We start from the raw sequence: 25,708 nt of genomic DNA, 5'->3' as shown, positions 1-25,708 counted from the left end.
GATCAGCCCGGACGAGGCACCGGTCTCAGATCCGCGCCACGTGTGAGTTCGACAGCGGCTACGACGGTTTCACCGCCCTCGAGGGTGAATTTCCGCCCGTCGATGCTGATTCTTATCGGGGGTGCGGTGCTCGGTCGGGTCGTGACGGTGGTCGAAGTCTGGTCACACCGAAGGTGGATCCAGTGGTCGCGGTAGCGGAGATTGAGTTCGAGTGATCGAAGTTCGTTGGGAAGCTGTGGATGAAGCCGCAGGGTGTCGCCCCAAACGTCGATTCCGGTGTAGCAGCGCTGCAGGATATCCACGCTGCCGGCCATCGCCCCGAGGTGTATTCCCTCGCGGGTAGTTCCGTGTTGTGAATCGACGAGATCAGCAGTACACGATTCACGGAGCATCTCCCAGGAGTCCCGACGGTGACCTCGCGCGAGGACCCAGGCATGCGCAACCCGGCTCAACGTCGAGCCATGAGTTGTACGGGCAAGGTAGTAGTCGACGGTCGCCGGAATGGTGTTCGGGTCGAATTCGTATCCCATTCCGGCGAGTAGGCCGGTGAGTTCTTCTGCGGTGAAGAGGTACAGAAGCATCAGAACGTCAGCCTGTTTCGAGACCTTGTAATTCGCACACGAATCATGTTCGGCTTCCAAGATGAGGTCGAGACGTCCGATGTTGCCGTACCTCAGTCGGTAGTCGTCGAGGTCGATTTCGCCGAGTTCGCCGTACCCGTGAAATTGTGCAAGCAACCCGTTGTCCAGGAACTCGATACGTAGCCGGCTCGCGAGTCTCTGCCAGGTATCGAGTTCGGAGGGATCGACATCGAGCCGACTCCACAAACCGTTGTCCTCGGGTCGGCAGACGATCCGACACGCATCCAACGCGCGTCTGAGACTCCACGACACCATGACATTGACATAGGTGCAGTTATCGATTCCCGCGCCGGGGCGGCCCGGATACCCGTCGTGGAACTCGTCGGGACCCATGACTCCGCGAATGTCGAACCGCCCGTCGGCGGCATCCAGCGATGCGAGGCTCACCCAGAATCGAGCGTTCTCCACCAAGAGTTCGACCCCGTACGATGCGAGGAATTCGCGGTCCGCCGTCACTTCCCAGTAGTGCCACACGTTGTACGCCACGGATAACCCGACATGGAACTGTCGGCTCGAATGATCGGGCATCCAGCGCCCGGATCTCGGGTTGAACAGCAAGCGCGGCGTCTCCTCTCTACCGTCGCTTCCGCTCTGCCAAGGGAACAATGCGCCGCGGTAACCCATTTCCCTGGCTCGCCGTCGCGCTTGCGGGAGTCGCCGATGGCGATAGAGCAACAGCGACTTCGACAACTCCGGTGTGCGAAGGTTCAACAGGGGAAGCACGAACAACTCGTCCCAGAAGATGTGACCGCGGTAGGCCTCCCCGTGCAGGCCACGGGCAGGGACACCGACGTCGAGATCCACGGTGTGGGGTGAAAGTGATTGGATTACGTGGAAAAGCTGCAGGCGAACCGCTCGGACGGTGTCGGGGTCGGAGCAACTGGCCTTCAGATCGAAGCGATCCCAGAGCCTTTGCCATTGCCGTACGTGGCTCTCGACCAGCATGGGGAACGAGTCACGTTCGGCAAGCGAGGACAACGCAGTGCTCAGCGGATCCGTGATAGCGCGATCCCGGGAGGAGTAAAGTGCGATCGTCTTCGTGATGTAGATTCCGGAGGTCGGTGAGGCCTCCGCCCACGATTCGTGAAATGCACTCGTCGGCTGATCGCTAGCCCGTCGAACCGGAGCTGACGAGTCCACTCGTGAGGCGAGCGCGACCGAAATTCGGGATTGGCGGCTTCTGAGCCGGATCCAGGCGAGATCGTCTGCTCCCAGCCCTGTTTCGATATCGGTGAGGTGCACGTTGTCGAGTGTCCGGAAGTCGGCGACGTTTCCGTTGCGAACATCGGCGTCCAGCGCACAGCGCACTGCGATCATTGCCCGGTAATTCTCCGGTTCGATCCGGGTTTCGAGCGCGGCCAGGTGCGGTGACGCCATCGAAACGATCCGTGTCTGCCGAAGCCATGTGCGACGCCCATCGTTATCGGAAAGGAGGCTCTCTCGTCTGAGAACGCCCCTTTTCAGATCGAGGGCGATGTGGTGATGCAGTGGTCGTTGATTGGCAGGGGTGAACCAAGGACCACCGTCGATACTGAACGTGGTACCCAGCCAATTCGGCCATGCGACGATCGATTCGTCCTCGTGGTCGACACCGTCGATGGTCGATCGGAGTCTGTTGTAGCACCCGGCGAGATACGTACCCGGGTAGTGCACTCCATCCGCAGTCGCTTCCGGCAGGGCTCCCCGAGTTGCGAAGTATCCGTTTCCCAGAGTGCAAAGACTCTCACGAATACCCTCCTCCCAAACGTCGAAGCCGAGGTAGTGCAACTCCCACGGCGATCGGGTGTCACCGCTGCACAATTCGCATCCCTCGTTGACACCGGCCGGGGTGTCCGTACCGATGTCGATATCCAGATCGGCGAGACTGCCGACGGTGATGTCGGCATTGGGTAGCGCGGGTGCGGATGCCCGCTGCAGTCCGATCACCAATTCGAATCCACCGGCCCGCGCTCCTTGAATTCCGGCAACCGAATCCTCTACAACAGCCGACGTTTTCGGCGGAAATCCGAGCCGCCGGGCCGCTTCGAGATACAGATCCGGTGCGGGCTTGCCTGCAAGGCGTCGACGTTCTACATCGGTGCCGTCCACGCGCACGTCGAACAAGCCTCCGACACCGGCCAGTGCCATCACGGCGCGAGCGTTTCGGCTGGACGAGACCACCGCTGTCGGGATACCCGCCATCCGCAGTCGCCGCAACACATCGATCGTATCTTCGATGGTGCGAACTCCCTGGGAGGTCAGCGCCGACAGATACTCAGTGTTCTTGCGGTCGGCCCATTCCTGGACACTGCCCAGCGACGAAGCTTCAGTTGGGCTTTCGACAAGATCCAGTGCGCGCGCTCGAGCGAACACGCGGACCGCGTCGAATCTGTCTCGGCCATCGACATAGGTTCGGTAGTCCTCATGCGTGAATGGTCGATCCCCTTGTCCGGCGGCACTGAGCAACGTATCGAATGCGGCTTTCCAAGCTCGCTCATGAACCTGGGCCGTGTCGGTGACGACACCATCGAGATCGAAGAGAACAGCTTCGATCCAGTGTCCATTGACCTTCACGTCGACGCAGTCTCGACCGTCATGATCGACCGAGGTTGTCGGGTCTGACTGCTGCGACGAAAACATTCCATTTGGGCATCGCGACCTCCACGACTGGGCAGCTGTTGAATACAGCTTGGCAGCGTCGACGGTTGGAGGACAGAGTCCAAGGTCCCGACCCAAGTCCGAAACCTCACCACATGCACTTCGGTCGCTCGCAGGCTCCTTCAAGTCCGCCCACCGGATGAATCGGTAGCTTCCTTCGTCTCCGCAGATCTCTCCTCACGTCGAGTCCGCGCACGAAAATGCCCCTCACCAGACTGTCCTGGTGAGGGGCTTCCGTTCTCTGAGCCGCCTAAGAGAATCGAACTCTTGACCTTTTCATTACGAGTGAAATGCTCTACCGACTGAGCTAAGGCGGCGTGCCTTACGGCGTTGGTGAGTCTAACGGAGCACCCCACCGAAACGAAAATCGCCCACCCTCGGGCTCACGGGGCAGTGGCCAGTGGCCAACCCCAGTGGCCAACCCCATCGGCCAACCCCATCGGCATCAATGGGCCATCGCAACGGCTAGACAGCTACAAGGGCACATTCATGCCAGGAGGCCGACCCCAGTCAGCGCAACGCCGCGCCCAGCTGGGCCACCATCGCGTAGACCGCGAACTTCGGTTTCGAGTTCAGTGCCAGCGCCTCGCGGCATTCGAGGATGGCCTCGATGCTCTTGAGCAACGCCTCGGGTGAGGCGCCCTTGGCCATCCGCTCGATCTGCTCCGACATATCCGGGTGGTTCAGCACTGCGGTGGAGCCGTAAGACCGCGTCAGGGCGTCGCGATACAGTCCGGCCAGGTCGATCAACGCTCGGTCGAACGAATCTCGAACGTTTCTCGTCCGCCGCGACTTCTGCCGGGCCTCGAGCTCCTTGATCACTCCAGCCGATCCGCGCAGCGCACCGGCCGCCCCTTTGCCGGTCCCGCCCGCTCCGAGCGCGGTGCGCAGTTCTTCCATTTCGACACCGTCGAGTGCGGCGCTGATCTCGGCGGCTTCGGTCTCCGCTGCCTTGACCACCTCCTCGGCTGCCAGATACGCCCGGTTGGGGCGTGCCGCCGCCGACGCCAACCCGAGCGCGCGGGTGCGCCGAGCCCGAGCGTCTGCATCGGTCGCCAACCTGCGCGCACGTCCCACGTGGCCACCACTGATCGACGCGGCCCACTGCGCAGTCTCGGCGTCCAGCTGATCCCGCGTCTGCAGCACCTGTGCGATAGCGGACGCCGTGGGCGTGACGAGATGGACGTGGCGACAGCGCGAGCGAAGCGTCACCGACATGTCCTCGGGATCGGTGGATGGCGCGCACAGCAACATCACGGTCCGCTCCGGCGGCTCCTCGACAACTTTCAACAGCGCGTTCGCCGCAGCCTCGCTGAGCCGGTCCGCATCCTCGATGACCACGATCTGCCAACGTCCCGTACTCGGTCGGCGCGCCGCGATCTGCACGATCTCGCGCATCTCCTTGACACTGATACTCAGTCCTTGCGGGATGATGCGTCGAACATCGCCGTGCGTGCCTGCCATCGTCGTGGTGCACGCATGACACTCACCGCAGCCCGGTGATCCCGCCGACGTGCACTGCAAAGCAGCTGCGAAACACAGCGCAGCGATCGATCGTCCCGATCCGGGCGGGCCGGTGAACAGCCAGGCATGTGTCATCGCCGACCCCGGATCGCCGGTGCGGGCGCCGACGGCAGCACCGGTCAGCTCTGACTCGACGTCCTCTTGGTCGATCAGTCGGTCGAATACTCCAGCCATGGGTGGCAGCCTAGTCGGCGGGTCCGACTCGAAGCCTTAGCGAGGTGGCGGAAAGTAGGGTGCTATCGCCTCGAAAACAGTCAACAAGGATTCGCGCTCGTCGGCCAGCGATGCATCACCGGCTCGGGTGATGTAGACCATGAACGCACCCCTCTCCGTCATGGTCTGCGTCATGTACATGTCGCCGTCGAGGACGAAAAGATACGTCGTGTAGTCCTCGAACGGCAAAATTTCGATGTCGGAGACTTCAGTTCTCGCGGCCGGATCCTCGATGAACGTGACGTCCTCGACGAGAAGAATTCCGAGCGCAAAGATGCCACTCGCCCATACACAGCCAGACGAATCGGGCACTTCGTTGGGCTGTACACCGGTCAGGTCGAGCTCTTCCAACAAGTCTGCAGTCAAGTCACATGGATCGAAGTCCGTGGGCATCGATTCCGACGAGGCCGGCGTAGACACGTCGGATTCCTCGGATACCGCGGTGGCGGTCCCGCGTATGTCCGCGGAGCAACCGGTCGCTGCAACCAGAGCTGCCACTGCGACACCGAAAACTGCCTTCGAGGCGCGCATCTACGCAACCCCCAGCATCGACCTGGTACCGACCTCCAACTCGAAACAACGCGAGTCGAATTCATGCTCGACCATTACGAACTGCACAGACTGACCGTCGATCTCGGCCACCGTGACGCACGAGGCTCCGTCGATCACATACCGATGGACCGTCTGTCCATGCGACTCGAACTCGCCCAGACCGGTAACACCAGGGACAGTCGCGAGCGCTTCTCGATTCACATCGATGCCGAAGGCGGAGAACCACTGGTCCTCACCGGACCAGAGACATCCTTCGCCGTCCGCGACACTCGTTCGTGTCTCCGGATCCACGCCGAAGAAGATCTCCAGCTGGAAATCTTCGATAGCACAGGGATCGAACCCGGATGGCCGTGTCGCCGGCGTCGACGGAAGAGGTCGAGACGTCGAAAACGAGGGTGAGGTCGAGGGCGTCTGACTCCTGGTCACCCCTTGGCCCTGCCACTTGTCCTCGCCGACGGCCGTGCCCGCTACCGTTTGGGCGCATCCCGTCAGCGCCAGCACACACAGGGCGATTGCCAGTTTCTTTCCCACACGAACTTGGACGCACGCGGACCCTCGTCGGTTCCACCGCCTTCGGCTATTGGTTGCCAGACAACATGAATGGACCATTGCAACGGTTAGACAGTTGCAATGGTCCATTCATGCCGAAGGAGGGGGGACGCTACTCAGCCGGCGGGGTCTTCTTCGCTGCAGCCTTCTTCGCCGGAGCCTTCTTTGCGGGTGTCTTCTTTGCTGCGGTCTTCTTCGCGGCCGCCTTCTTGACCGGCGCCTTCTTGGTGGCGGTGGCCTTCTTCGTAGCCGCTTTCTTCGTCGCCTTCTTCTTCACCGGGCCGCGAGCACGCCGGTCCGCCAACAGTTCCGACGCCCGATCGTCGGTGATGGTCTCGACCTCGTCGTCCTTGCGCAGGCTGGCATTGGTTTCACCGTCGGTGACGTACGGACCGAAACGGCCGTCCTTGATCACCATCGGCTTCTCGCTGACCGGGTCGTTGCCCAGCTCGCGCAGCGGCGGCTTCGCCTCACCCTGACGCCCACGACGTTTCGGTTCCGAATAGATCTTCAGCGCCTCTTCGAGCGTGACCGTGAACAGCTGCTCCTCGTCCGTCAACGAGCGAGAGTCGGTGCCCTTCTTCAGATACGGGCCGTAGCGGCCGTTCTGAGCGGTGATCTCCTCTTTCGACTCGGGGTCGACGCCGACGACGCGCGGCAGCGAGAGCAGCTTCAGCGCATCCTCGAGGGTGATGGTGGCCAGGTCCATCGACTTGAGCAACGAACCGGTGCGAGGTTTGGGGCCGGTGGCCTTCTTCGCCGCCTTCTTGGCCGGGGCTTTCTTCGCAGCGACCTTCTTCACAGCCGTCCTGGTGCTGCCGCCCTCGTCACCGCCACCGTCCTGGGCAACCGGGACGATGTCCGGCTCCGGAGGTGTCGGTTCCGGCTCGGGCTCCGGCAGGATCTCGGTGACGTACGGACCGAAGCGGCCTTCCTTGGCAACGATCTCGTGACCGGTGAGTGGATCGGCGCCGAGCTTGCGTCCCTCCTGCGGGGTCGCGAAAAGCTTCTCGGCGAAGTCGATGGTCAGCTCGTCGGGCGGCAGATCGTCGGGCAGATTTGCCCGCTGGGAAACCAGATCACCGTCGGGATCGTCGTCATTGCGGATCATGCGTTCGAGGTACGGGCCGTAACGGCCGACCCGAACATGGATCTCGCGTCCCTCGGAGTCGTCGAACAGGCGGATCGAGTTGATGGTCCGCGCGTCGATGTCCTCGAGGTTGGTGCCCACCATCTTCTTCAGACCACCCGAGCGTGCCACCGAGCCCTCGGCTCCGGTGTCGCCGCCGAAGTAGAAGTTCTGCAGCCAGTTGCCGCGTCGCTCGCGGCCACCGGCGATGGCGTCGAGATCGTCCTCCATGCCAGCGGTGAAGTCGAAGTCCACGAGCCGACCGAAGTGCCCTTCGAGAAGCGCGATGACGGAGAACGCGACCCAGGAGGGCACGAGGGCGCTGCCGCGCTTGTAGACGTAACCGCGGTCGAGGATGGTCTTGATGATCGACGAATACGTCGACGGTCGGCCGATGCCCAACTCTTCGAGGGTCTTGATCAGCGAGGCTTCGGTGTAACGCGCCGGCGGATTGGTGTTGTGGCCGTCTGGATCGAGCTTCGTCGCGGTGACGGCAGCACCGGCCTTCAGCGCAGGCAGACGCGACTCGGCGTCGTCGGACTGGCCACCGGCTTCGTCGTCGACACTCTCGACGTAAGCCTTGAGGAAGCCGGCGAAGGTGATCGTTCGGCCGGATGCAGAGAACGTGCAGTCCTCGCCCGTCCCGGCTGTGCCGGTGATGCGCAGCGTCAGCGTCGTACCACGCACGTCGGCCATCTGGGAGGCGACGGTTCGCTGCCAGATGAGCTCGTAGAGACGGTACTCGTCGGTCTGCAGAGCAGAATGCAGCTGACCGGGAGTTTGGAAGACGTCACCCGCGGGCCTGATCGCCTCGTGTGCTTCCTGCGCGTTCTTGACCTTGCGCGTGTACTGCCTCGGGGTGGCGTGCACGTACTCGGCACCGTAGAGCTCGGTTGCCTGCGACCGCGCTGCGGCGATGGCCGACTCCGACAGCGTCGTGGAGTCGGTACGCATGTAGGTGATGTAGCCGTTTTCGTACAGGCGCTGCGCCACGCGCATCGTGCGCTCCGAGCTGAACCGCAGCTTGCGGCCGGCTTCCTGCTGCAGCGTCGAGGTCATGAACGGCGGGTACGGCTTGCGGGTGTACGGCTTGTCCTCCGCCGAGGCGACCGTCAGATCGACGCCCTCCAGCGCCTCCGCGAGCCGACGCGCACGCGGCTCGTCGATGACGGTCACACCGTCGGATTTCAGTTTGCCGTCGGCGCCGAAATCACGACCACTGGCCACCCGGGCGCCCTCGACGTTGACCAGACGCGCACCGAAGCTCCGCGGCGTCGCCTCCGCACCGGCATCGAGAGTGGCCGAGATATCCCAGTACTCCGCACTCCGGAACGCCATGCGGTCGCGCTCACGCTGGACCACGATCCTGGTGGCGACGGACTGGACGCGGCCCGCCGACAGCTTCGGCATGACCTTCTTCCACAGCACCGGGCTGACCTCGTACCCGTACAGGCGGTCGAGGATACGACGGGTTTCCTGTGCGTCGACGAGGTCCTGGTCCAGTTCACGGGTGTCGGCCGCGGCCGCGAGGATCGCAGGCTTGGTGATCTCGTGAAAGACCATCCGGCGAACGGGGATCTTTGGGTTCAGGGTTTCGAGGAGGTGCCAGGCAATTGCCTCGCCCTCACGGTCAGGGTCAGTGGCGAGATAGAGCTCGTCGGCGTCCTTGAGCAGACTCTTGAGCTCGGCGACCTTGCCCTTCTTTTCCGGGGAGACGACGTAGAGCGCCTCGAAATCGTGGTCGACGTCGACACCGAGCCGCGCCCATGGCTCACCCTTGTACTTGGCCGGCACGTCGGCCGCGCCGCGCGGCAGGTCACGAATGTGACCGACCGAGGCCTCCACCACGTAGTTGCTGCCCAGGTAAGGCGCGATCTTCTTCGCCTTCGTCGGAGACTCGACGATGACAAGACGGCGTGGTTCGGCTCCGCCGGTGGTGTCCCCCGTGCCGTTCTTCCGTGTTGCCACCTTGCTGCCGAACCTTCCGTCGTTACGTTTCCCGGTTGCCACTGTTTACTCGACGCCGCGTGTGCTTCGACGCCACGGGCCGTGGCTGCTTCTTACCCGCCGGAACCGACATTTTTACCGGTCCGCCTGGTAACAGAGTGGCATACGTCGTCAAAATAGTTACAGATCAGTTGTTCGCTGTCCTACCTGGCGCTCGGCCAATTGGTACGCGCGTCCTCGTTTTCGGGGGGCTGCCCGACGTTCTCCACCAGCCGCAACATCCTGCGCCGGCCGGTGATGCGCAGTCCCGGCATCGCCCCCCTCGTGCCGATGAGCGTGGGCGCGATCCCGGCCCGCATCAGCGCCTGCGCGAGTGGTGCGTGAGTGTCGGGTGCTTGCGGGTCCAGCCCGAGAACGTACCGTTCGCCCTCTGCCTCGGAGCGGCCTGCTGCAAGAACCCACGCGCGCAGTTCACGCGCACCCGGCACCCACCCCGGCGGCATGGCCTTGACCGCACCCTTGGTCCACTGGGACGCCAGCGCGGACAGCTCGGGCACCGAGGCCGTCCGCACGAGCGGGTGGCCCTCCTCGGACCGGCCGATCTCCGCGTCGAGCCCGCACTGAACGATCAGATCCGCGATGGCTTCGGCGCGCCACTCGCGATCGACGACGACCGAGATCCGAGCGCCGGCAGCCGAGGAAGCCACCTGTCCGGTGGACGCCAGCAGTCCACTCAAGTCGGTCACCGAGGGTGGCAACGACTCGGCCGAGAAAAAGGACAGCTGGTTCACATTGTGGACAGTAGGACATCGACACCGAATCTGGACGAGTACGACGTCCGTGTCGAAGCACCTGCATTGCCGCCGCCCCCACTGCCGGTGCCCCGGATACGACTCATCCCCCTCCACGCCCGAGCGCAACTCGACCGTGAGAGGGGGATGAGGTGTATCGATTGGCCCCACCGGGTGGTGGGGGATGCCGATCAGACCGCGCGAACTCCGGTTGCCTGGGGACCCTTGGTGCCCTGGCCGACCTCGAACTCGACGCGCTGGTTCTCCTCGAGGGTGCGGAAGCCGTTGCCCTGAATCTCGGAGTAGTGAACGAAAACGTCAGCGGAGCCGTCTTCTGGTGCGATGAATCCAAAGCCCTTTTCGGCGTTGAACCACTTCACAGTTCCCTGTGCCATGCTTTTCCTTCTCTTTCTAACACCGGATGCGGTGGACAGCACTTACAGTCCACCGGGCCGGTTCCGACCGTTGTACTTCCTGAATTCCCCCTCAGGCGGAACCCCTGACACGGCAACGACGCCGAGCCGAGACCCCTTCAGGAAACGCTCCAAAAGCACACCGCTCGCAACATAAGATCCTGCGAGCGTATACACGAACACAGAAGCTGCGACCAGCTCAAGTCAACCATGACTCGGGCGTTTCCAACAGTCGAAATGGGTAGTTTTCGCACATTTAGTTGATCTTGGCCCTCGCGCCACCGACCAACTGCCCCGATAACGGGTTCCACCAGGGCCTATACCCGGCCGGTGCCGCGGCGCGCATAGCCGCCCGATAGCATGAAAACCGCAGGTCGCGGGCCTGGGCCCGGTGCGTGCAACATCAAGCAGAACGTGGAGTGCAGTAGTGACCCAACCTGATCCACCGAACACGGGTCAACGGAGCTACGGACGTGCACTGCTCGACCGCGTCCTCGCCGGCACCCCGTCCGGAGAGCAACCGCTGACACACGTCGCCGAACTACCGGCACGCGAGGCACAATTCGACGACTGGCCGAGCTGGGTGCTACCGGAACTGACCACGGTTCTGACCGCGCGCGGCATCGCCAGACCCTGGAGCCACCAAGCCCGCGCAGCGACACTTGCCAACGACGGTCATCACGTTGTCCTGTCAACCGGCACGGCCTCGGGAAAGTCACTGGGATACCAGATGCCGATTCTGTCGACCCTACTGAGCGATCCTCGGGCGAGCGCCCTCTACCTGGCCCCGACCAAGGCGCTCGGTGCGGACCAACTCCGCAGCATCATCTCCATCACCGACGAGTTGCGTGAGGAGGCACCGCAACTCGCCGAGGTGTTTCCGAGCGCCTACGACGGAGATACCCCGATCGAGGTCCGTCAGTGGGCGCGTGCGAACGCCCGCTGGATCTTCACCAATCCCGACATGATCCACATCGGAATCCTGGGCGCACACGAGCGTTGGGCGCGTTTTCTCCGAAACCTTCGCTTCGTCGTAGTCGACGAATGCCATTACTACCGCGGCGTGTTCGGCTCGAACGTCGCACTGATACTCCGGCGACTGCGACGCATCTGCGCACGCTACGGAGCGTCCCCGACCTTCGTGCTCGCGAGCGCGACGACATCGGCCCCGGGAGCTGCCGCCTCGAGACTCGTCGGCGCACCGTGCACCGAGGTGACCGAGGACGGCTCGCCACACGGACCGCGCACCGTCGCACTGTGGGAACCGCCGCTGCTGAAGGAGATCACCGGCGAGAACGGTGCGCCCGTGCGTCGATCGGCCGGAGCGGAGGCCTCGAGGATCATGGCCGATCTCATGGTCGAGGGGGCGCGCACATTGACTTTCGTGCGCTCGCGACGCGGCGCCGAGGTGACCGCCCTCGGCACGCAGCGGCTGCTCGCCGAGGTCGATCGCGACTTGCCGGGGCGTGTCGCCGCTTACCGCGCCGGGTATCTCGCCGAGGATCGTCGGGCGCTGGAGGCGAATCTGTCCGACGGCACCCTCCTCGGCGTCGCGACGACCAATGCCCTCGAGCTGGGCGTCGATATCGCTGGTCTCGACGCCGTGGTGGTCGCGGGCTTCCCCGGCACGGTCTCCTCGTTCTGGCAGCAAGCCGGGCGGTCGGGCAGGCGCGGCGAGGGATCGCTCGTCACCCTCGTCGCCCGGGACGACCCACTCGACACCTACCTCGTCCATCATCCGGCCGCCCTCCTCGACAAGCCCGTCGAAGCAACCGTCACCGACCCGACCAATCCGTACCTGTTGGCTCCGCAGCTGCTCTGTGCTGCAGCAGAATTGCCGATCACCTTCGCCGAGGCCGACGAGCTGGAGGCCGAGACAGTGCTGACGGCTCTCGCTGCAGACGGTCTGCTGCGCCGCAGGCCACACGGATGGTTCATCACACCGGAAGGCCAGAAGTACGCCCCGCACGCGTCGGTGAACATCCGCGGCGGAACCGGCACCCAGGTGGCGATCGTCGACGGAGAATCCGGGCGAATGCTCGGGACCGTCGACTCCGGGAAAGCCCCCGCCACAGTTCATCCCGGTGCCGTCCACATCCATCAAGGTGAATCGTTCGTGGTCGACGAACTCGACTTGGAGGACGGGCTTGCGCTCGTACACCCCGAACACCCCGACTGGAACACCTCCGCCCGCGAAACCACCGACATCGCCATCACGGCAGTGCATTCCGAGCGCACGCTCGGAGAGGTGCGCATCGCGCTCGTTCAGGTGAACGTGACGCATCAAGTCATCGGCTACCTCCGCCGGCTGCATTCCGGGGAAATCCTCGACTCGGTCGAACTCGATATGCCCGAACAAACCCTCGACACGCGCGCCGTGATGTACACCATCACACCGGAACTGCTCATCGACAGCGGCATCGAACCCGAACGTTTCCCCGGCTCACTGCACGCCGCCGAACACGCCGCAATCGGGCTCCTGCCGCTCGTCGCGACGTGCGACCGCTGGGACATCGGTGGGGTGTCTACGGCGCTGCACCCCGACACCGGGCTCCCGACGGTGTTCGTCTACGACGGATACGACGGCGGTGCAGGTTTCGCCGATCGAGGCCACCGCGCGATCGCAGAATGGCTGGAAGCGACCAAGGACGCGATCTCCTCGTGCGAATGCCCCACCGGTTGCCCGTCCTGCGTGCAATCACCCAAGTGCGGCAACGGCAACGATCCGCTCGACAAAGCCGGAGCCGTCACCGTTCTGCAGATCGTGCTGGACGCATACGGGAAACGGGGTCGCGGCTAGCCAACAGGACCGGCCCGGGCAGCGGCCACGGCGTCGCGCAACCCGAACCGGCCCAGCGGCAACGTGATCGTCACCTCCACCACCACATCCCAGTCCTCGACGACACACGAGGTCATCACCCCGCGCATCCGCTCGACGATGACCCCACCTGCCGCACACGCATCGGCAACACCTCGATCCAACGCACCGGCCGCAGCCAACGCCGACAAATCCGCCGCAGACTGCGCCCGATGCCGAGCGCTCACCGCCGATCCGACGTGCACCACCGCGATCACCACAACCAACAACGCGGCCAGCGCACACGCCGCCAACACCGTCACCCCACCGTCATCACCACGCGCCCTCATTCGAGGGCACCAGGTTCGAGCGCAGCCACCGCCTCACCACCCACCCGCAACCCCGGCAACAGCGTCCGTGCCTCGACGCGAGCAACAACGAACCCGCCCTGCTCCGTCACGGTCAACACCGCACCATCAGGGACGAGCAACGCCGACACCTCGTCACCGCGCGCAGTCGATCTCGCCGCTTCCCGAGCCGCATCGACACAGCGAACATGAGTCGAGACCGCCATGATCGCGCCGATACACATCACGACCACCACGACGATGGATGCGATGGCGATCGCCGCCTCCACCGTCGCCACCCCGTCGTCGGCGTGGGCTAGACGGCTGTATTGAGTGCCCGGTCGATGATCCCCGTCAACGCATCCACGATCGAGCCCCCTGTCACCACGGTGTACAGAACGGCCCCGAACGCCGCGGCAGCGATAGTCCCAATCGCGTATTCGGCGGTCGACATTCCGTCGTCCTCCGTCGCGGCCAGAATCAATCGGGCTTTGGTCTGCTCGATGATGTTGTTGCTCATGGCTGTCCCCCTCTTCGATGTCCGGGACGGCGGCCCCGTCCCGGAATTCCTGGGGCGGGGCATCGGCTGTGATCACAGCAGTCCCCCGCCGAGTACGTTGCCCGCCAGTCCGATCACCACGGGCACGATCCCGAGGCAGACGAAGGCCGGCAGAAAGCACAGGCCCAGTGGCCCACTGATGAGCACGCCAGCCCGTTCGGCGGCCGCCGCAGCAGCATCCTCGGCGCTCGCACGCTCGGCCTCGGCGAGTTCGGCTACCGCATCGGCCAGTGAGGCTCCGGATCTGGCCGATCGTCGCGCCATACGTGCCAGCGGCTCGATCTCGGGTAGGGCGGCCACCGGCGCCCAGGACACTTCCGGGTCGGCGCCGAGACTCAGCAGGTCGGCGGTGGTGCGCAGCGCCGTTGCCGCGGCATCCGGCGCTATGGTCGACACTGCGAGCGCTGCCGTTCCGGTCGGTAGTCCACCGCGCAGTGCAGCAGCCATGGTGTCGAACAGTGTCGCCACGGCATGCGGGTCGTGCACCGGCACGATTGTCGGCGGCATCGCGGTCGGTCGCTCCCGGTCCAGCCGGTGCAGTGCCCCCGGTCGTGCAGGCAGAAGTATCAGGGCCACCGCGAGTAGCGCTGCAGCAGAGGAGATCATCGGCACACCCGCTCGGTGATGGCATCGGTCCACAACAATCCTGCGCAGCCCAGGCCCGAACCCAGCACGAGAAGAATCCCGCCGACACCGCCGCCCAGCAGAACATCGATCGGTGACGCCCCCATGGCTTGCCCCAGAAGCACACCGAGGACGGGCAGCCCAGCCAGCACGGTCCCGGTTGCGCGTGCACCCGCCAGCGACGCCTCGGTGCGGTCGCGGAAGCGATTGCGAGCCAGCAGATCACCGCGTGCAGCGCCGAGCAGACCCACCAGCGCGAGACCATTTTCGTCGGCGACGCGCCAGGCGCCGGCGAGGATCGTCAGTTCCCGCGACACGGCCGAGTCTGCTGTCGGCAGACCTTCGTGAGCTGTGCCCCCGAGCCGAGCACGACCCGAAGCGCGCCGAAACGACAACGCAACGGACCCGGTGCATTCGGCGGCCGCTGTTCCGCAGGCGATCGCGGGGTGAGCGCCCACGCGTAGTTCCCCGATGATGGTTTCGAGTCCGGCGATCAGTGACTCGGACTCCCTGCGTCGCTCGCGCCGAAAACCTCTACCTCGACGCCGTTTCCATACGGTCGCGGCCACGATCGAGGCTGCGGCGACGAAATGCACTCCTCCGGTCTGCAGGGCGAGCACCAGTGCGACGACCACGCCAGCCGCGATCATCACCACCCGAGACCGACGGTCGACCGATCTCGACACCTCGGGCCGCAACACGGCCACCCGTGCCCTGGGCCGCGGGCTGACGAGCAACGCCATCGCGCACAGCAACACGCCCACCGCAGTCACGACAGCTCACCTCGCTCGGCCAGAAGTCGATCCAGTCGAGCCCGGCCGGGCCACGCCGTCCCGATGATGCTCCACGCCTGCATGATCGAGACCCGGCCCGCTTCGTCGGCCGTCACCACCGCGATCTCCCGCAGTCTCCTGCGTCCGTCGGCCCCGCGGTGCACGTGGAGCACCACCTGCAGGGCCGCACTCAGCTGACTGTGCAAGGCCGCGCGATCCATTCCCCCTAGAGCTGCAAGCGCTTCCAACCGCGCAGGCACCTCGACGGGCGAGTTCGCGTGAATGGTCCCGGCCCCGCCGTCGTGCCCGGTGTTGAGTGCGGTGAGCAAGTCGACCACCTCGGCGCCGCGTACTTCCCCGACCACCAGCCGGTCCGGCCGCATCCGCAGGGCCTGCCGGACCAGCTGCCGAACCGTCACCTCTCCGACTCCTTCGATGTTGGGTGCGCGGGCAACCATCCGCACCACGTGCGGGTGCGACGGCGCCAACTCGGCCGCATCCTCGACGCAGACGATGCGTTCGGTGCGGCTGACCTCCCCCAGCATTGCCGCCAACAGCGTTGTCTTTCCCGCGCCCGTGCCGCCGACGACCAGGAAGGCAAGGCGTGCAGCCACGATTGCGCGGAGCAGTAGCAACGCCTCTGGTTCGATGGCGCCGCGCTCGGCCAGTGCGCCGAGCCCCTGGGTGGTGGGTCGCAGGACCCGCAAAGACAGGCAGGTGCCACCCCGGGCGACAGGGGCGAGCACAGCGTGCAGCCGCACACCGAACGTGCCGTCGCCGACACCGGGTAGCTGGCCGTCCACCCAGGGCTGCGCGTCGTCGAGCCGTCTGCCCGCCGAGAGCGCCAGACGTTGACACAGCCGACGCACAGCTGCCTCGTCGGCGAATCGGATCGAGGCCCGCTCGAGGCCACTGCCTCGGTCCACCCATACCTCGTCGGGCGCGGTGACGAGAACATCGGCGACAGAGGGATCGCTCAACAGCGGTTCCAGCGGTCCAGCGCCGGTCAACTCGGTCTGAAGCACTCGCAAGGCAGCGAGCAGGTCAGTATCGCTCAGGACGCCACCGGCTTCGATGCGGATCGCCGCGGCAACCATCGTCGGTGTCGGGTCGTCCGCGGATTGAGCCAGCCGGTCGCGAACACGGTCCAGCAGATCCGCGGTGACGACGCTCATGTGGCACGCCCGATCTGCGGTTTGCGGGCGAACGTGTCGAGGACGGCTCGGGCGGCTGCCGCGAGCGGTGAACGCCTGGGCAGCGCAAGACCACCGCGCTCGATTCGGACGGCGAGCCCGGGCTCAGGACGCATGCTCGCCAGCAGCGGCAACTGCAGGGCGTCGGCGATCTCGGCACCGGTGAGGCCACCGGGAGCGGGCCCCCTGACCACCAGCCCGACGTTGGAGTTGCGGGTCGTGATGTAGCCGGCGAGGTTCTCCGCCGCCGCGACTGCTCCGAGCTCGGCCCGTACGACGAGTACGACGAGGTCGGCAGCGTCGTGAAAGACCTCGGTCCGAGGACCGACGAGCCGGGGAACGTCGCACACGACCAAGTCGCCTGCGCGTCGGCCTGCCTCGATGACCGCAGCGCTTGCCACAGGATCGACCCCTCCCGACGCGCCGGGCCGGACCCGGCCGGCCGAGAGGACGGCGAGCGAGCCCCTCGACGGCAGAGCGTTGTGCAACGAGTCGGCGGAAATGCGACCGGCTTCGATGACGAGGCCCGGCCAGCGCAGTCCGGGATCGTCCTCCCAACCGAGTACGAGATCCATCCCCCCGCCGAATTCGTCGCCGTCGACGAGCAGGGTGCGGGCTTCGGACGCGGCGGACACAAGCGCGAGGGCCGCCGACAGGATCGATGCCCCCGCGCCTCCCCTGGCGCCGACGACCGCGATGCAACCACCGTGGCGGTGCGCGTCGTGGTAGCTCGTCCCGAGGAGACGAACCAGTTCACCTTCGTCGCGTGGGAGCTCGAGCACATGTGCAGCACCGACGGCGGTGGCCGTGCGCCAGTGTTCGACGCCTGCCTCACCGCGAGCGAGCACGGCCACGTTTTCGCGGCGGGGTAGGCGCAGCGCCGGAATGTGCTGTGCGGTCTGGGAGTCGAGGAGCACCGCGGCGGCGTTGTCCCAGTCGAGACGGGTCATGGCGATGGCACCCACTGCGGCCTGAGCAGCCGAATCATTACCGACTGGTAAGTTCCGTTCCTGCACAACGCAATCGGTCGCGGCGGCCACCCGGAGCGCATCCTGACGCAGCACCGGATCTGCAACGAGCAGCAGGCACGGGCGGCTCGAGATGACATCGGGTGTGTCGAAATCCATGACTGGAAGAATGTCGCCGAATCCGCTCACAGGAAACAACGTTCGACGAGATGTGGATAGTTTGCCGCCCTGTGGATGAATTACTGGACGGCGGTACCACAAACAGGTTTGCCCGAAAAAGAGGACGACCCTCGCCAGGGGGGGGAGGAGGCGAGGGTCGTCTAGTTCAGCCCCGGGGGGTCGGGCTGAACATGTCCGAGCTAGTCGGACTGGATCGATACTACACCTGCGACGCGCGCTGTTTGCAAGTTCAACCTTGTCGATTTTCGAGCATCGATCGCGGCACGGACACCGGCGTGTCACCGAAGGCAACTATTGTGAGGATCGTGACCACGAGCGCCAGCACAGACGCAGCCGAATCCGTACGTCCCACCAGAAGAATTGCCGCATTCTTCGACCTGGACAAGACGATCATCGCAAAGTCGAGCACGCTCGCGTTCAGCCGACCGTTCTTCGATCAGGGGCTGATCAACAGGCGCGCGGTGCTCAAGAGCAGCTACGCACAGTTCCTCTTCCTGCTCTCCGGGGCCGATCACGATCAGATGGAACGTATGCGGGCCCACATCGCGAACATGTGCGCAGGATGGGACGTCGAGCAGGTGCGCTCGATCGTCAACGAAACACTGCACGACATCGTCGATCCACTGGTCTTCGCGGAGGCCACCGAACTCATCGCCGACCACAAACTCCGGGGGCACGACATCGTCGTGGTGTCGGCCTCCGGCGACGAGATCGTGCATCCGATCGCCGAGGCCCTCGGCGCCGACATTTCCATGGCGACGCGGATGGAAGTCGAGGATGGCCGCTACAACGGCACCATCGAGTTCTACTGCTACGGCGAGGGAAAAGTCGAGGCCATGAGCGAGTTGGCACAGGAGCGTCGGTACGATCTCCAGCACTGCTTTGCGTACTCCGACTCGATCACCGACCTCCCTATGTTGCGTGCCGTCGGGCATCCCACCGCGGTCAATCCCGACCGAGCGCTACGCAAGGAAGCTGCGTCCTCGGGCTGGCCGATCCTGACCTTCTCCAACCCGGTGTCACTGCGGTCGCGGATCCACAGCCCCTCGGGCACGACGGTAGCGGCAAGCGCCGCAGTCGGTTTCAGCGCACTGGTCGCCGGAGCCGTCACCTACGGCCTGCTCCGAAGAAAACGCTGACGCCGACGCCAATCTCGCGAAACACTTGATGTGGGCGGCATTGCGGGGTAGAAATGAGTTACGGAAGAACGGAAGGCCAAGTTCGAACCAGAAGAGAAGGTTCGCACTCCCGACCGCAATTCCCAGCACGGACATCAGGCATCCCACGCGGAGCGCGCCGCTGACAGGGCAGAAGCGCTGTGGGCCTGCGAGATTCGGGAAGTAGCAGCAAGAACCCTGCACCGGTTGCAGGGATGACCTCCTACTCCACCGAACCCACGCCGAGGCCTCGCGATCAATGTATCGCCACAGCCCAATTTGCACGCTTGGTATCCCGATCGTCCGTGCTAACGGGCGGCGAAGTCGACTCACCTCGGCGGCGCCGCCCTTTTGGTGTGCATCCGCCCTTTGGTTGCATCGAGTGTGGTTGCATCGAGTGTGGTTGCATCGAGTGTGGTTGCATCGAGTGGCGATTGCCGCAAATGTCTACTTGCTCCCCGATTCCGCGGCAGCCTCGGCGATCGATGTCGCCTCCATCGCCCCGGCTTCGAGAGCGCCGCAGCACAGCATCACCCAGCTGCCGACTCCGTTGGCCGTACCCGAGGCGAAACTCGCGGCGCCATCCCGATATGCCTGTGACCGACGCATCCAACTGACCTCGGGCACACCGAGGTTGTGCGGATCGAGTCCCGAGGAGGTGGCAACCAATCGCGAGGCGGCGCGGGCGACGATACCGTCGGCCGACCCGAAGGGCTTCATCGTGAGCAGTTCCCCGTGCACGATCGCAGCGATGACAGGGGCGGGCGCCGAGGTCCCACCGGTGACCAGTTGAGCCAGCAGGTCGAGGCGCTCTCCGACACTGTTGTCCGGTCGCGGCCGCCCGAGGAGTGCCTCGTCCTCGACGAGGTCCGCGGCAGCGAGCAGATGCAGACGCGCCAAAGCCTGCAAAGGTGCGCGCTTCCACACCGGGAGCATGTTCTGCAGTGCGTCACCGTCGAGCGCCGACGCCACCCGCAGCGAGCCGGCGAGCACAGGGTCACCGTCCTCGCCCCCGCGTGGGAAGTCCATCGAGCCACCCTCGAGCGCTGACGAGGATCGGGCTGCCCGGACGGCAGCCTCGGCGGCGGTGGCCGGCCAGCCTCGACGGTTGGCCTTGTGTCGGTGCACGGCACCGAGAGCGTCACGTGCGCGTTCGGCCGCGTCGACGATGCCGGGAAGTTCGAGCAGGGGCGCGAGGGGGTCCGTCACGACAAACGACGGTACCCCCCGCGTCCCGACGCTCTAGTCGGCCCCGGCTGCCAGCAGCTCGGCGCGGGCATTGCGCCGCTTGGCCTGCTCGGCCGGGTCGGGCACCGGAACAGCTGCCAGCAGCCGTTTCGTGTATTCGTTGGTGGGTCTGCGCAGGATCTGATCGGTGGTTCCGAACTCCGCCATCTTGCCCTTGTTCAGCACCGCGATGCGCTTCGCGAGCACCTCGACCACTGCCAGGTCGTGGCTGATGAACAGGCACGCGAAACCGTATTCCCGCTGCAATTCCTTGAACAGCTCCAGCACCTTGGCCTGTACCGAAACGTCCAGCGCGGAGGTGGGTTCGTCGGCGACCAGCAGTGTCGGCTCCAGGGCAAGGGCCCGCGCGATCCCGACGCGTTGGCGTTGACCACCGGACAGCTGGTGGGGGTACCTGTTGCGCATCGTGCGCGAGAGTTGCACCTGATCCAGCAGTTCCTCGACTTTGCGGTTGCGCTGGGAGGCGTCGAGGTCGGTGTGCAGCAGCATCGGCTCGGCGATCGATTGACCGATGGGCCACCGCGGGTTCAGCGATGAACCCGGATCCTGAAACACGATACCGACCTTGCTGCGCACCGACCTCAGCTCGCGGTTGCTTGCTGCGGTGATGTCGATGCCCCCGATGGACAGCGTGCCGCTGGTGAGCTTGTTCAAGCCGACGACGGCTTTGCCGATGGTGGATTTGCCCGACCCCGACTCACCGACGAGTCCGACCACCTCGCCCATTTCGATGTCTAAGCTCACCCCGTCCACGGCGCGGAACACCGGCCGTCCGGGGTACTCGATGACACCGTCGACGATGCTCAGCGCCCGCGTATCGGCCGCTTGGCCGGGGGCTGCGATCTTGCCCGCTGCCACAGCCTCGATACTGCTCCCGAGGTGCGGCACCGAGGCCAGCAACTGCTGCGTGTACGGGTGCGATGCGCTCTTGAAGATCTTCTCGGCTCGGTCGGTCTCGACGATGGCGCCGTCCTTCATCACCGCGATACGGTCCGCCATATCGGCCACCACGCCCATATCGTGCGTGATCAGCACGATGGAGGCGTCGATGCGGTTCCGCAGGTCACGCATCAGGTCGAGGATTTCCGCCTGCACGGTCACATCGAGGGCCGTGGTCGGCTCGTCGGCGATCAGCAGGGACGGGTCCGACGAGAGTGCCTGCGCGATCATCGCGCGCTGACGCTGGCCACCGGAGAGCTGGTGCGGGTAGTAGTTCACCCGGGTCTCCGGCTCGGGCATCTCGACGAGCTTCAGCAGCTCCACCGCGCGCGCCTTGGCCTCCTTCTTCGACAGCGACGTGTGCGCGCGGATCGCCTCGGTGATCTGCCAGCCGATGGAGTACACCGGGTTCAGCGCCGTCATCGGTTCTTGGAAGATGACAGCGACGTCCTTGCCGCGGATCGGGGCGAGCTGCTTCTCCGTCAGGCCCACCAACTCGCGGCCACCGAGATCGATGCTGCCCGCCACCCTCGCGTTGTCGGCCAGCAGACCGGGTATCGCCATGGCGGTGGTGGACTTGCCCGAGCCCGATTCTCCGACGATGGCCAACACCTCACCGGCTGCCACCGTGAACGAGACGGCGTCGACAGCCTTGCGCCAGACCTTGTCGACTTCGAACTCGATCGTCAGATCGGTGACGGTGAGAACTGTGTCTTTCTGGATACTCATGTCAGTTCCGTTTCGGATCGAGTGCGTCACGGAGTGCGTCACCGAGCATGATGAACGCCAGCACCGTGACGGAGAGGAAGCCGGCCGGGAACAGCACCAGGTACGGCGACGTCAGGAACACGTTCTGCCCCAGGTTGATCTGCAGTCCCCAAGATATCTCTGGGGCTTGCAATCCGATGCCGAGGAATGTCAGCGTTGCCTCGGCGGCGATGAATACTCCGATCGAGATGGTCGCGTAGATGATGACGGGGGCGAGAGCATTCGGCAGGATGTGACGCACCAGAATGCGGTAGGTCGAGGCGCCCAGAGCCTGTGCGGCTTGGACATATTCGCTGTGCTTGATGGCGATCACGCTCGACCGCACCAACCGCATCGCCGTCATCCACCCGAATGCCACGAGGGCGAGCGAGACGGTGAAAATGGTGCGCTGAGCAGTCACCGTGAGCAGGATCAACGCGCCGAGCAGCAGCGGGATACCGAAGAACACGTCGGTGAATCGCGCGAGGATGCTGTCGGTGATTCCGCCGAAATACCCTGCGAGAGCGCCGATCAGAACACCGACGACGAGGATTCCGACCACCGACAAGACCCCGATCGACAGCGAGATGCGGGCGCCGTAGATGACATTGGCGTAGTAGTCGCAGCCCTGGATGTCGGTTCCGAACCAGTGCGCGGCACTCGGTGGCTGCCTGCTGTCGGAGAGCGAACACGCCCTGGGGTCGATACCGCGCGCGAACAGTTGCGGCACAACGGCCATCAACAGCAGAACCAGCAGCAGAAACGACCCGATGATGAAGAACGGGCTCTTGCGCAGGAACTTCCACGCATTGCCCCACAGGCTTGCCTGCCCGGCCAGCTCGCCGGCTTCACCCGTGACGACGTTGCCGGGCTGCCCCTCGTCGTGCAGATGTCGAGAAGCGTCTGTGTCGTCCTTATTCATAGCGAATCCTTGGATCGAGTACCGCGTAGAGGACGTCCACTACGAGGTTGAAGAAGATGTAGAAGAAGACGAACAGCGTCACGATGCCGACGACCACTGCGCCCTCCTGACGTGCGAGACCGTCGTAGATCGCGCGGCCGAGGCCGGGCAGGTTGAACACCGTTTCGGTCACGATGGCGCCGCCGAGCAGTCCGCCGACGTCGGCGCCGATGAAAGTGACGACCGGGATCAGCGAGTTGCGCAGTGCGTGGCGAAAGATGATGCGCCGGTTACTGATTCCCTTCGCCTTTGCCGTGCGTATGTAATCCGCGGCCATCGATTCGGCTACCGACGTCCGCGTCAGACGCGCCACGTAGGCCATCGACAGCGACGCGAGGACGAGGCCGGGAAGCAGGTAGCTCGCCCAACCGTCGTTGATGCCGGCGACGGGAAAGAGGCCCAACTGCAGACCGAGCGTGAACTGAGCGAGGAAGCCGAGAACGAACACCGGAATCGACACGAGCAGTGTGGTGGACAGCAGCACGAGGTTGTCGAAGAACGACCCTCTCTTCAGTGCCGAGAGGACACCCGCTGCGATTCCGATGACGGTTTCGATGACCACGGCGACGATGGTCAGCTTGATGGTGACAGGAAGGGCGCGCTCGATGGTATCGAGCACGGGTCGACCGGAGAAATCGGTACCGAAATCTCCTTGGAAGAAGCCGCCGATGTACTTGAAGTACTGCACGATCAGCGGGTCGTCGAGGTTGTAGTCGGCGCGCAACTGGGCGGCAACTGCGGGTGCGAGCGGGCGGTCACCGGCGAGCGCGCGGATCGGATCACCGGGTAGCGCATAGACCATGGCAAAGATGAGGAACGAGGTGCCGATCAGGACGGGAATCGTCAGCAGTAATCGGCGAGTGATGTAGCGACCCACTGTGGTCTCTCCTAGGGGCTTTTCACCTGCGAACGGGCCTGGGAAAGGCGCAGGTGGGGGCAGAGATCGATCTCTGCCCTCGAAAACGAGATCCGGTGGGTGGAAGCCGGGTCGATCCGGTTTCCACCCACCGGGGGTCTGCTATCAGTTGACGACGACGTCCTCGACGATGATGTTGCCGGTGTTGTCGATCTTCACGTCGGAGACGCGATCGGACCACACCGCCTGGTTCAGCCCGTAGAACAGCGGGGTCGCGGGCATCTGATCGATCAGGATGTCCTCGGCGCGCTGGTAGTCCACAGTTGCAGCGTCGATGTCCTCGGCGTTGTTGCCCTCTGCCAGAGCAGCGTCGAAAGCAGGATCGTCGAAGAAGACATAATTGCTACCTGCCGGTGGGGTCGCTGCAGTGGAGTACAGCGGGGCAAGGAAGTTGTAGATCGACGGGTAGTCCATGATCCAGGCTGAGCGGAACGGCCCGGTCATGCCCTGTGCATCCTGCAACGGCAGGTACTGCGCGAACTGGAGGTCACCGCGCAGGGCGTAGTCCACTCCGAGGTTCTCTCGAATCTGGTTGCCCACCGCCGTCATCCACGAATCGTGTCCCGCACCGGCGTTGAACCACAGGTCCACCGGCTGGCTGCGGTCGAACCCTGCTTCATCGAGTAGCTGGTTTGCCTCGTCGGCATTGAGTTCACAGTTCGCTCCACATGCGTCCTCGCGGTATCCCTCGACCACAGGAGAAGCGAACGAGCCTGCGGGAGTGCGGGTATCGGTGAAGATTGCTGTCGCGATCGCCTGGCGGTCGATGGCCATGGAGAAGGCCTTGCGGACGTTCGGGTCCTGGAATCGCGGATCGTAGGTCGGGAAGCCGAGCGAGGTGATGTCCGGGCGGGGACGTTCACCGTAGTTCTCGCCGAACGTGTCGCGGGCCGTTGCCCAGGCGTCCTCGGGCAGGTCGAGCATCACGTCGAGGCCACCGGCCTGCACGTCATTGAAGCCGGTGTTCAATTCGGTATAGACCTTGAACTCCACGCCCTCGGACTGCGCAGCGTTGTCGCCGGCGTAGTCCTCGTACTTGGTGACGGTGAAACCGCGGCCGGGAACGAATTCCTCGTCCGCCTTGAACGGGCCGTTGCCGATCGGGCGAGCGCCGAACGCGTCGGGGTCCTCGTAGAACGCCTCGGGCAGCGGATCGAACGCCTGGTAGCCCAGTGTGAGCGGGAAGATGGCGAACGGGCCGTCGAGGGTGACGGTGAAGGTCGTGTCGTCGACGACGTTCAAGCCAGTCAGTTCGGTCGCGGCCGGCTCGGCCCCGTCGGCTCCCTGAAGATCGTCGTAACCCTCGATGTTCTCGAAGAAGTACGAAGCTCCGAATGCGTTGGTGCTGAGCGCGTTATAGCTCCACGCCTTGGTGTAGGACTCGGACGTCACCGGGGTGCCGTCGTGGAAGGTCCAACCGTCCTTGAGCTTGACCGTCCAGGTGACGTTGTCCTCGGACTCGACGGACTCGGCGACACCGTCGTACTCGACGCTGTTGTCATCGTCGTTGAACGTGACCAACGGCGTGAACAGCGCCTTCAGAACCTGACTGCCTTCGCTCTCGGTGGTGTTGCCGGGAACGAGCGGGTTCTCGGGATCGCCGATGTAGATGCTGTAGATGCCGTCTCCTCCCGACGCCGAGCCACCGTCGCCGCCACAGGCAGCGAGCAGGCCCGCACTCGTCAGGACAGCCGTGGCGATAACCGCGGCACGTTTGATTCGCACAAAATCCTCCATCTAGATGTGAGCACAGGGTCACCGTGCTCAGTCCCTCGGGCGCGACGCCCTCAGGATCGGTGGGCGATCGCAAACCGTGGCTCGGTGAAGCCACGGAACGATCCAATGGAAGGGACTTTAGACACATCGCGAACCGAGCATGCGAACTCCCCCGACATTCGCACGC

General features: G+C 64.6%; 21 protein-coding genes and 1 tRNA gene. 2 read left to right on the top strand and 20 right to left on the bottom strand.

What is annotated here, in order from left to right:
* Positions 1–2: 2 nt before the first annotated feature.
* The 8 genes from J1M86_RS05290 to J1M86_RS05255 form a co-directional block, all read right to left on the bottom strand.
* Positions 3–3,194, bottom strand: a complete 3,192-nt coding sequence (locus J1M86_RS05290) for an HAD-IA family hydrolase (protein WP_206509057.1) — start codon at positions 3,192–3,194, stop codon at positions 3–5.
* Between the two features lie 328 nt (positions 3,195–3,522).
* Positions 3,523–3,595, bottom strand: a tRNA-Thr gene (locus J1M86_RS05285).
* Positions 3,596–3,788: 193 nt separating this feature from the next.
* Positions 3,789–4,976 (bottom strand): DNA polymerase III subunit delta', encoded by a 1,188-nt coding sequence (locus J1M86_RS05280; protein WP_206509056.1) that lies wholly within the window; start codon positions 4,974–4,976, stop codon positions 3,789–3,791.
* A gap of 36 nt (positions 4,977–5,012) precedes the next feature.
* Positions 5,013–5,546 (bottom strand): DUF3558 family protein, encoded by a 534-nt coding sequence (locus J1M86_RS05275; RefSeq protein ID WP_206509055.1) that lies wholly within the window; start codon positions 5,544–5,546, stop codon positions 5,013–5,015.
* A complete protein-coding gene (locus tag J1M86_RS05270) occupies positions 5,547–6,098 on the bottom strand; it encodes a DUF3558 family protein (protein ID WP_206509054.1) in 552 nt (183 codons plus the stop codon).
* A 130-nt stretch (positions 6,099–6,228) separates the two neighbouring features.
* Positions 6,229–9,213, bottom strand: coding sequence for a type I DNA topoisomerase (gene topA, locus J1M86_RS05265; protein WP_206509053.1), 2,985 nt, complete (start codon positions 9,211–9,213; stop codon positions 6,229–6,231).
* 182 nt (positions 9,214–9,395) lie between these two features.
* Positions 9,396–9,983 (bottom strand): hypothetical protein, encoded by a 588-nt coding sequence (locus tag J1M86_RS05260; RefSeq protein WP_206509052.1) that lies wholly within the window; start codon positions 9,981–9,983, stop codon positions 9,396–9,398.
* A 191-nt stretch (positions 9,984–10,174) separates the two neighbouring features.
* Positions 10,175–10,378, bottom strand: coding sequence for a cold-shock protein (locus tag J1M86_RS05255; RefSeq protein ID WP_003946117.1), 204 nt, complete (start codon positions 10,376–10,378; stop codon positions 10,175–10,177).
* A 445-nt stretch (positions 10,379–10,823) separates the two neighbouring features.
* Between J1M86_RS05255 and J1M86_RS05250 the strand changes: the two genes are divergently transcribed.
* A complete protein-coding gene (locus J1M86_RS05250) occupies positions 10,824–13,196 on the top strand; it encodes a DEAD/DEAH box helicase (RefSeq protein WP_206509051.1) in 2,373 nt (790 codons plus the stop codon).
* Here J1M86_RS05250 and J1M86_RS05245 read toward each other — a convergent pair.
* From J1M86_RS05245 to ssd, 7 genes are all read right to left on the bottom strand, one after another.
* Entirely contained in the window at positions 13,193–13,543 is a 351-nt protein-coding gene (locus J1M86_RS05245) for an Rv3654c family TadE-like protein (RefSeq protein ID WP_206509050.1), read from the bottom strand. The two genes, J1M86_RS05250 and J1M86_RS05245, sit on opposite strands and share 4 nt — an antisense overlap.
* On the bottom strand, positions 13,540–13,830 hold the full coding sequence (locus J1M86_RS05240; protein WP_206509049.1) for a TadE family type IV pilus minor pilin: 291 nt from the start codon (positions 13,828–13,830) through the stop codon (positions 13,540–13,542). The genes J1M86_RS05245 and J1M86_RS05240 overlap by 4 nt, the downstream gene beginning before the upstream one ends.
* A gap of 26 nt (positions 13,831–13,856) precedes the next feature.
* Positions 13,857–14,060 carry a DUF4244 domain-containing protein gene (locus J1M86_RS05235; protein WP_075838454.1) on the bottom strand — a complete coding sequence of 68 codons (204 nt, stop codon included), beginning with the start codon at positions 14,058–14,060 and terminating at the stop codon, positions 13,857–13,859.
* 72 nt (positions 14,061–14,132) lie between these two features.
* On the bottom strand, positions 14,133–14,705 hold the full coding sequence (locus J1M86_RS05230; protein WP_206509048.1) for a type II secretion system F family protein: 573 nt from the start codon (positions 14,703–14,705) through the stop codon (positions 14,133–14,135).
* Positions 14,702–15,496 (bottom strand): type II secretion system F family protein, encoded by a 795-nt coding sequence (locus tag J1M86_RS05225; protein WP_206509047.1) that lies wholly within the window; start codon positions 15,494–15,496, stop codon positions 14,702–14,704. The genes J1M86_RS05230 and J1M86_RS05225 overlap by 4 nt, the downstream gene beginning before the upstream one ends.
* Entirely contained in the window at positions 15,493–16,671 is a 1,179-nt protein-coding gene (locus tag J1M86_RS05220; RefSeq protein ID WP_206509046.1) for a TadA family conjugal transfer-associated ATPase, read from the bottom strand. Before J1M86_RS05220 ends, J1M86_RS05225 begins: the two co-directional genes overlap by 4 nt.
* Positions 16,668–17,816 (bottom strand): septum site-determining protein Ssd, encoded by a 1,149-nt coding sequence (ssd, locus tag J1M86_RS05215; protein ID WP_206509045.1) that lies wholly within the window; start codon positions 17,814–17,816, stop codon positions 16,668–16,670. Before ssd ends, J1M86_RS05220 begins: the two co-directional genes overlap by 4 nt.
* A 326-nt stretch (positions 17,817–18,142) precedes the next feature.
* Here ssd and J1M86_RS05210 point away from each other — a divergent pair, with 326 nt between their 5' ends.
* The gene (locus tag J1M86_RS05210; RefSeq protein ID WP_206509044.1) at positions 18,143–18,976 is read left to right on the top strand and encodes an HAD-IB family hydrolase; all 834 of its coding nucleotides are present in this window, start codon (positions 18,143–18,145) and stop codon (positions 18,974–18,976) included.
* A gap of 465 nt (positions 18,977–19,441) precedes the next feature.
* Here J1M86_RS05210 and J1M86_RS05205 read toward each other — a convergent pair whose 3' ends face one another.
* From J1M86_RS05205 to J1M86_RS05185, 5 genes are all read right to left on the bottom strand, one after another.
* Positions 19,442–20,203: an oxidoreductase gene (locus tag J1M86_RS05205; protein ID WP_206509043.1), complete on the bottom strand. Its 762-nt coding sequence runs from the start codon at positions 20,201–20,203 to the stop codon at positions 19,442–19,444.
* 33 nt (positions 20,204–20,236) lie between these two features.
* Positions 20,237–21,910, bottom strand: a complete 1,674-nt coding sequence (locus J1M86_RS05200) for an ABC transporter ATP-binding protein (protein ID WP_206509042.1) — start codon at positions 21,908–21,910, stop codon at positions 20,237–20,239.
* A 1-nt stretch (position 21,911) separates the two neighbouring features.
* On the bottom strand, positions 21,912–22,850 hold the full coding sequence (locus J1M86_RS05195; RefSeq protein ID WP_241259557.1) for an ABC transporter permease: 939 nt from the start codon (positions 22,848–22,850) through the stop codon (positions 21,912–21,914).
* On the bottom strand, positions 22,843–23,766 hold the full coding sequence (locus tag J1M86_RS05190; protein ID WP_206509041.1) for an ABC transporter permease: 924 nt from the start codon (positions 23,764–23,766) through the stop codon (positions 22,843–22,845). The genes J1M86_RS05195 and J1M86_RS05190 overlap by 8 nt, the downstream gene beginning before the upstream one ends.
* Positions 23,767–23,910: 144 nt before the next feature.
* Positions 23,911–25,530, bottom strand: coding sequence for an ABC transporter substrate-binding protein (locus J1M86_RS05185; protein WP_307786527.1), 1,620 nt, complete (start codon positions 25,528–25,530; stop codon positions 23,911–23,913).
* Positions 25,531–25,708 lie beyond the last annotated feature (178 nt).

This window comes from Rhodococcus sp. KRD197, from assembly GCF_017168235.1.
In the GTDB taxonomy this organism is placed as follows: domain Bacteria; phylum Actinomycetota; class Actinomycetes; order Mycobacteriales; family Mycobacteriaceae; genus Rhodococcoides.
The sequence above is the reverse complement of the archived record's forward strand: the minus strand, read 5'-3'. Positions and strand labels throughout refer to the sequence as shown.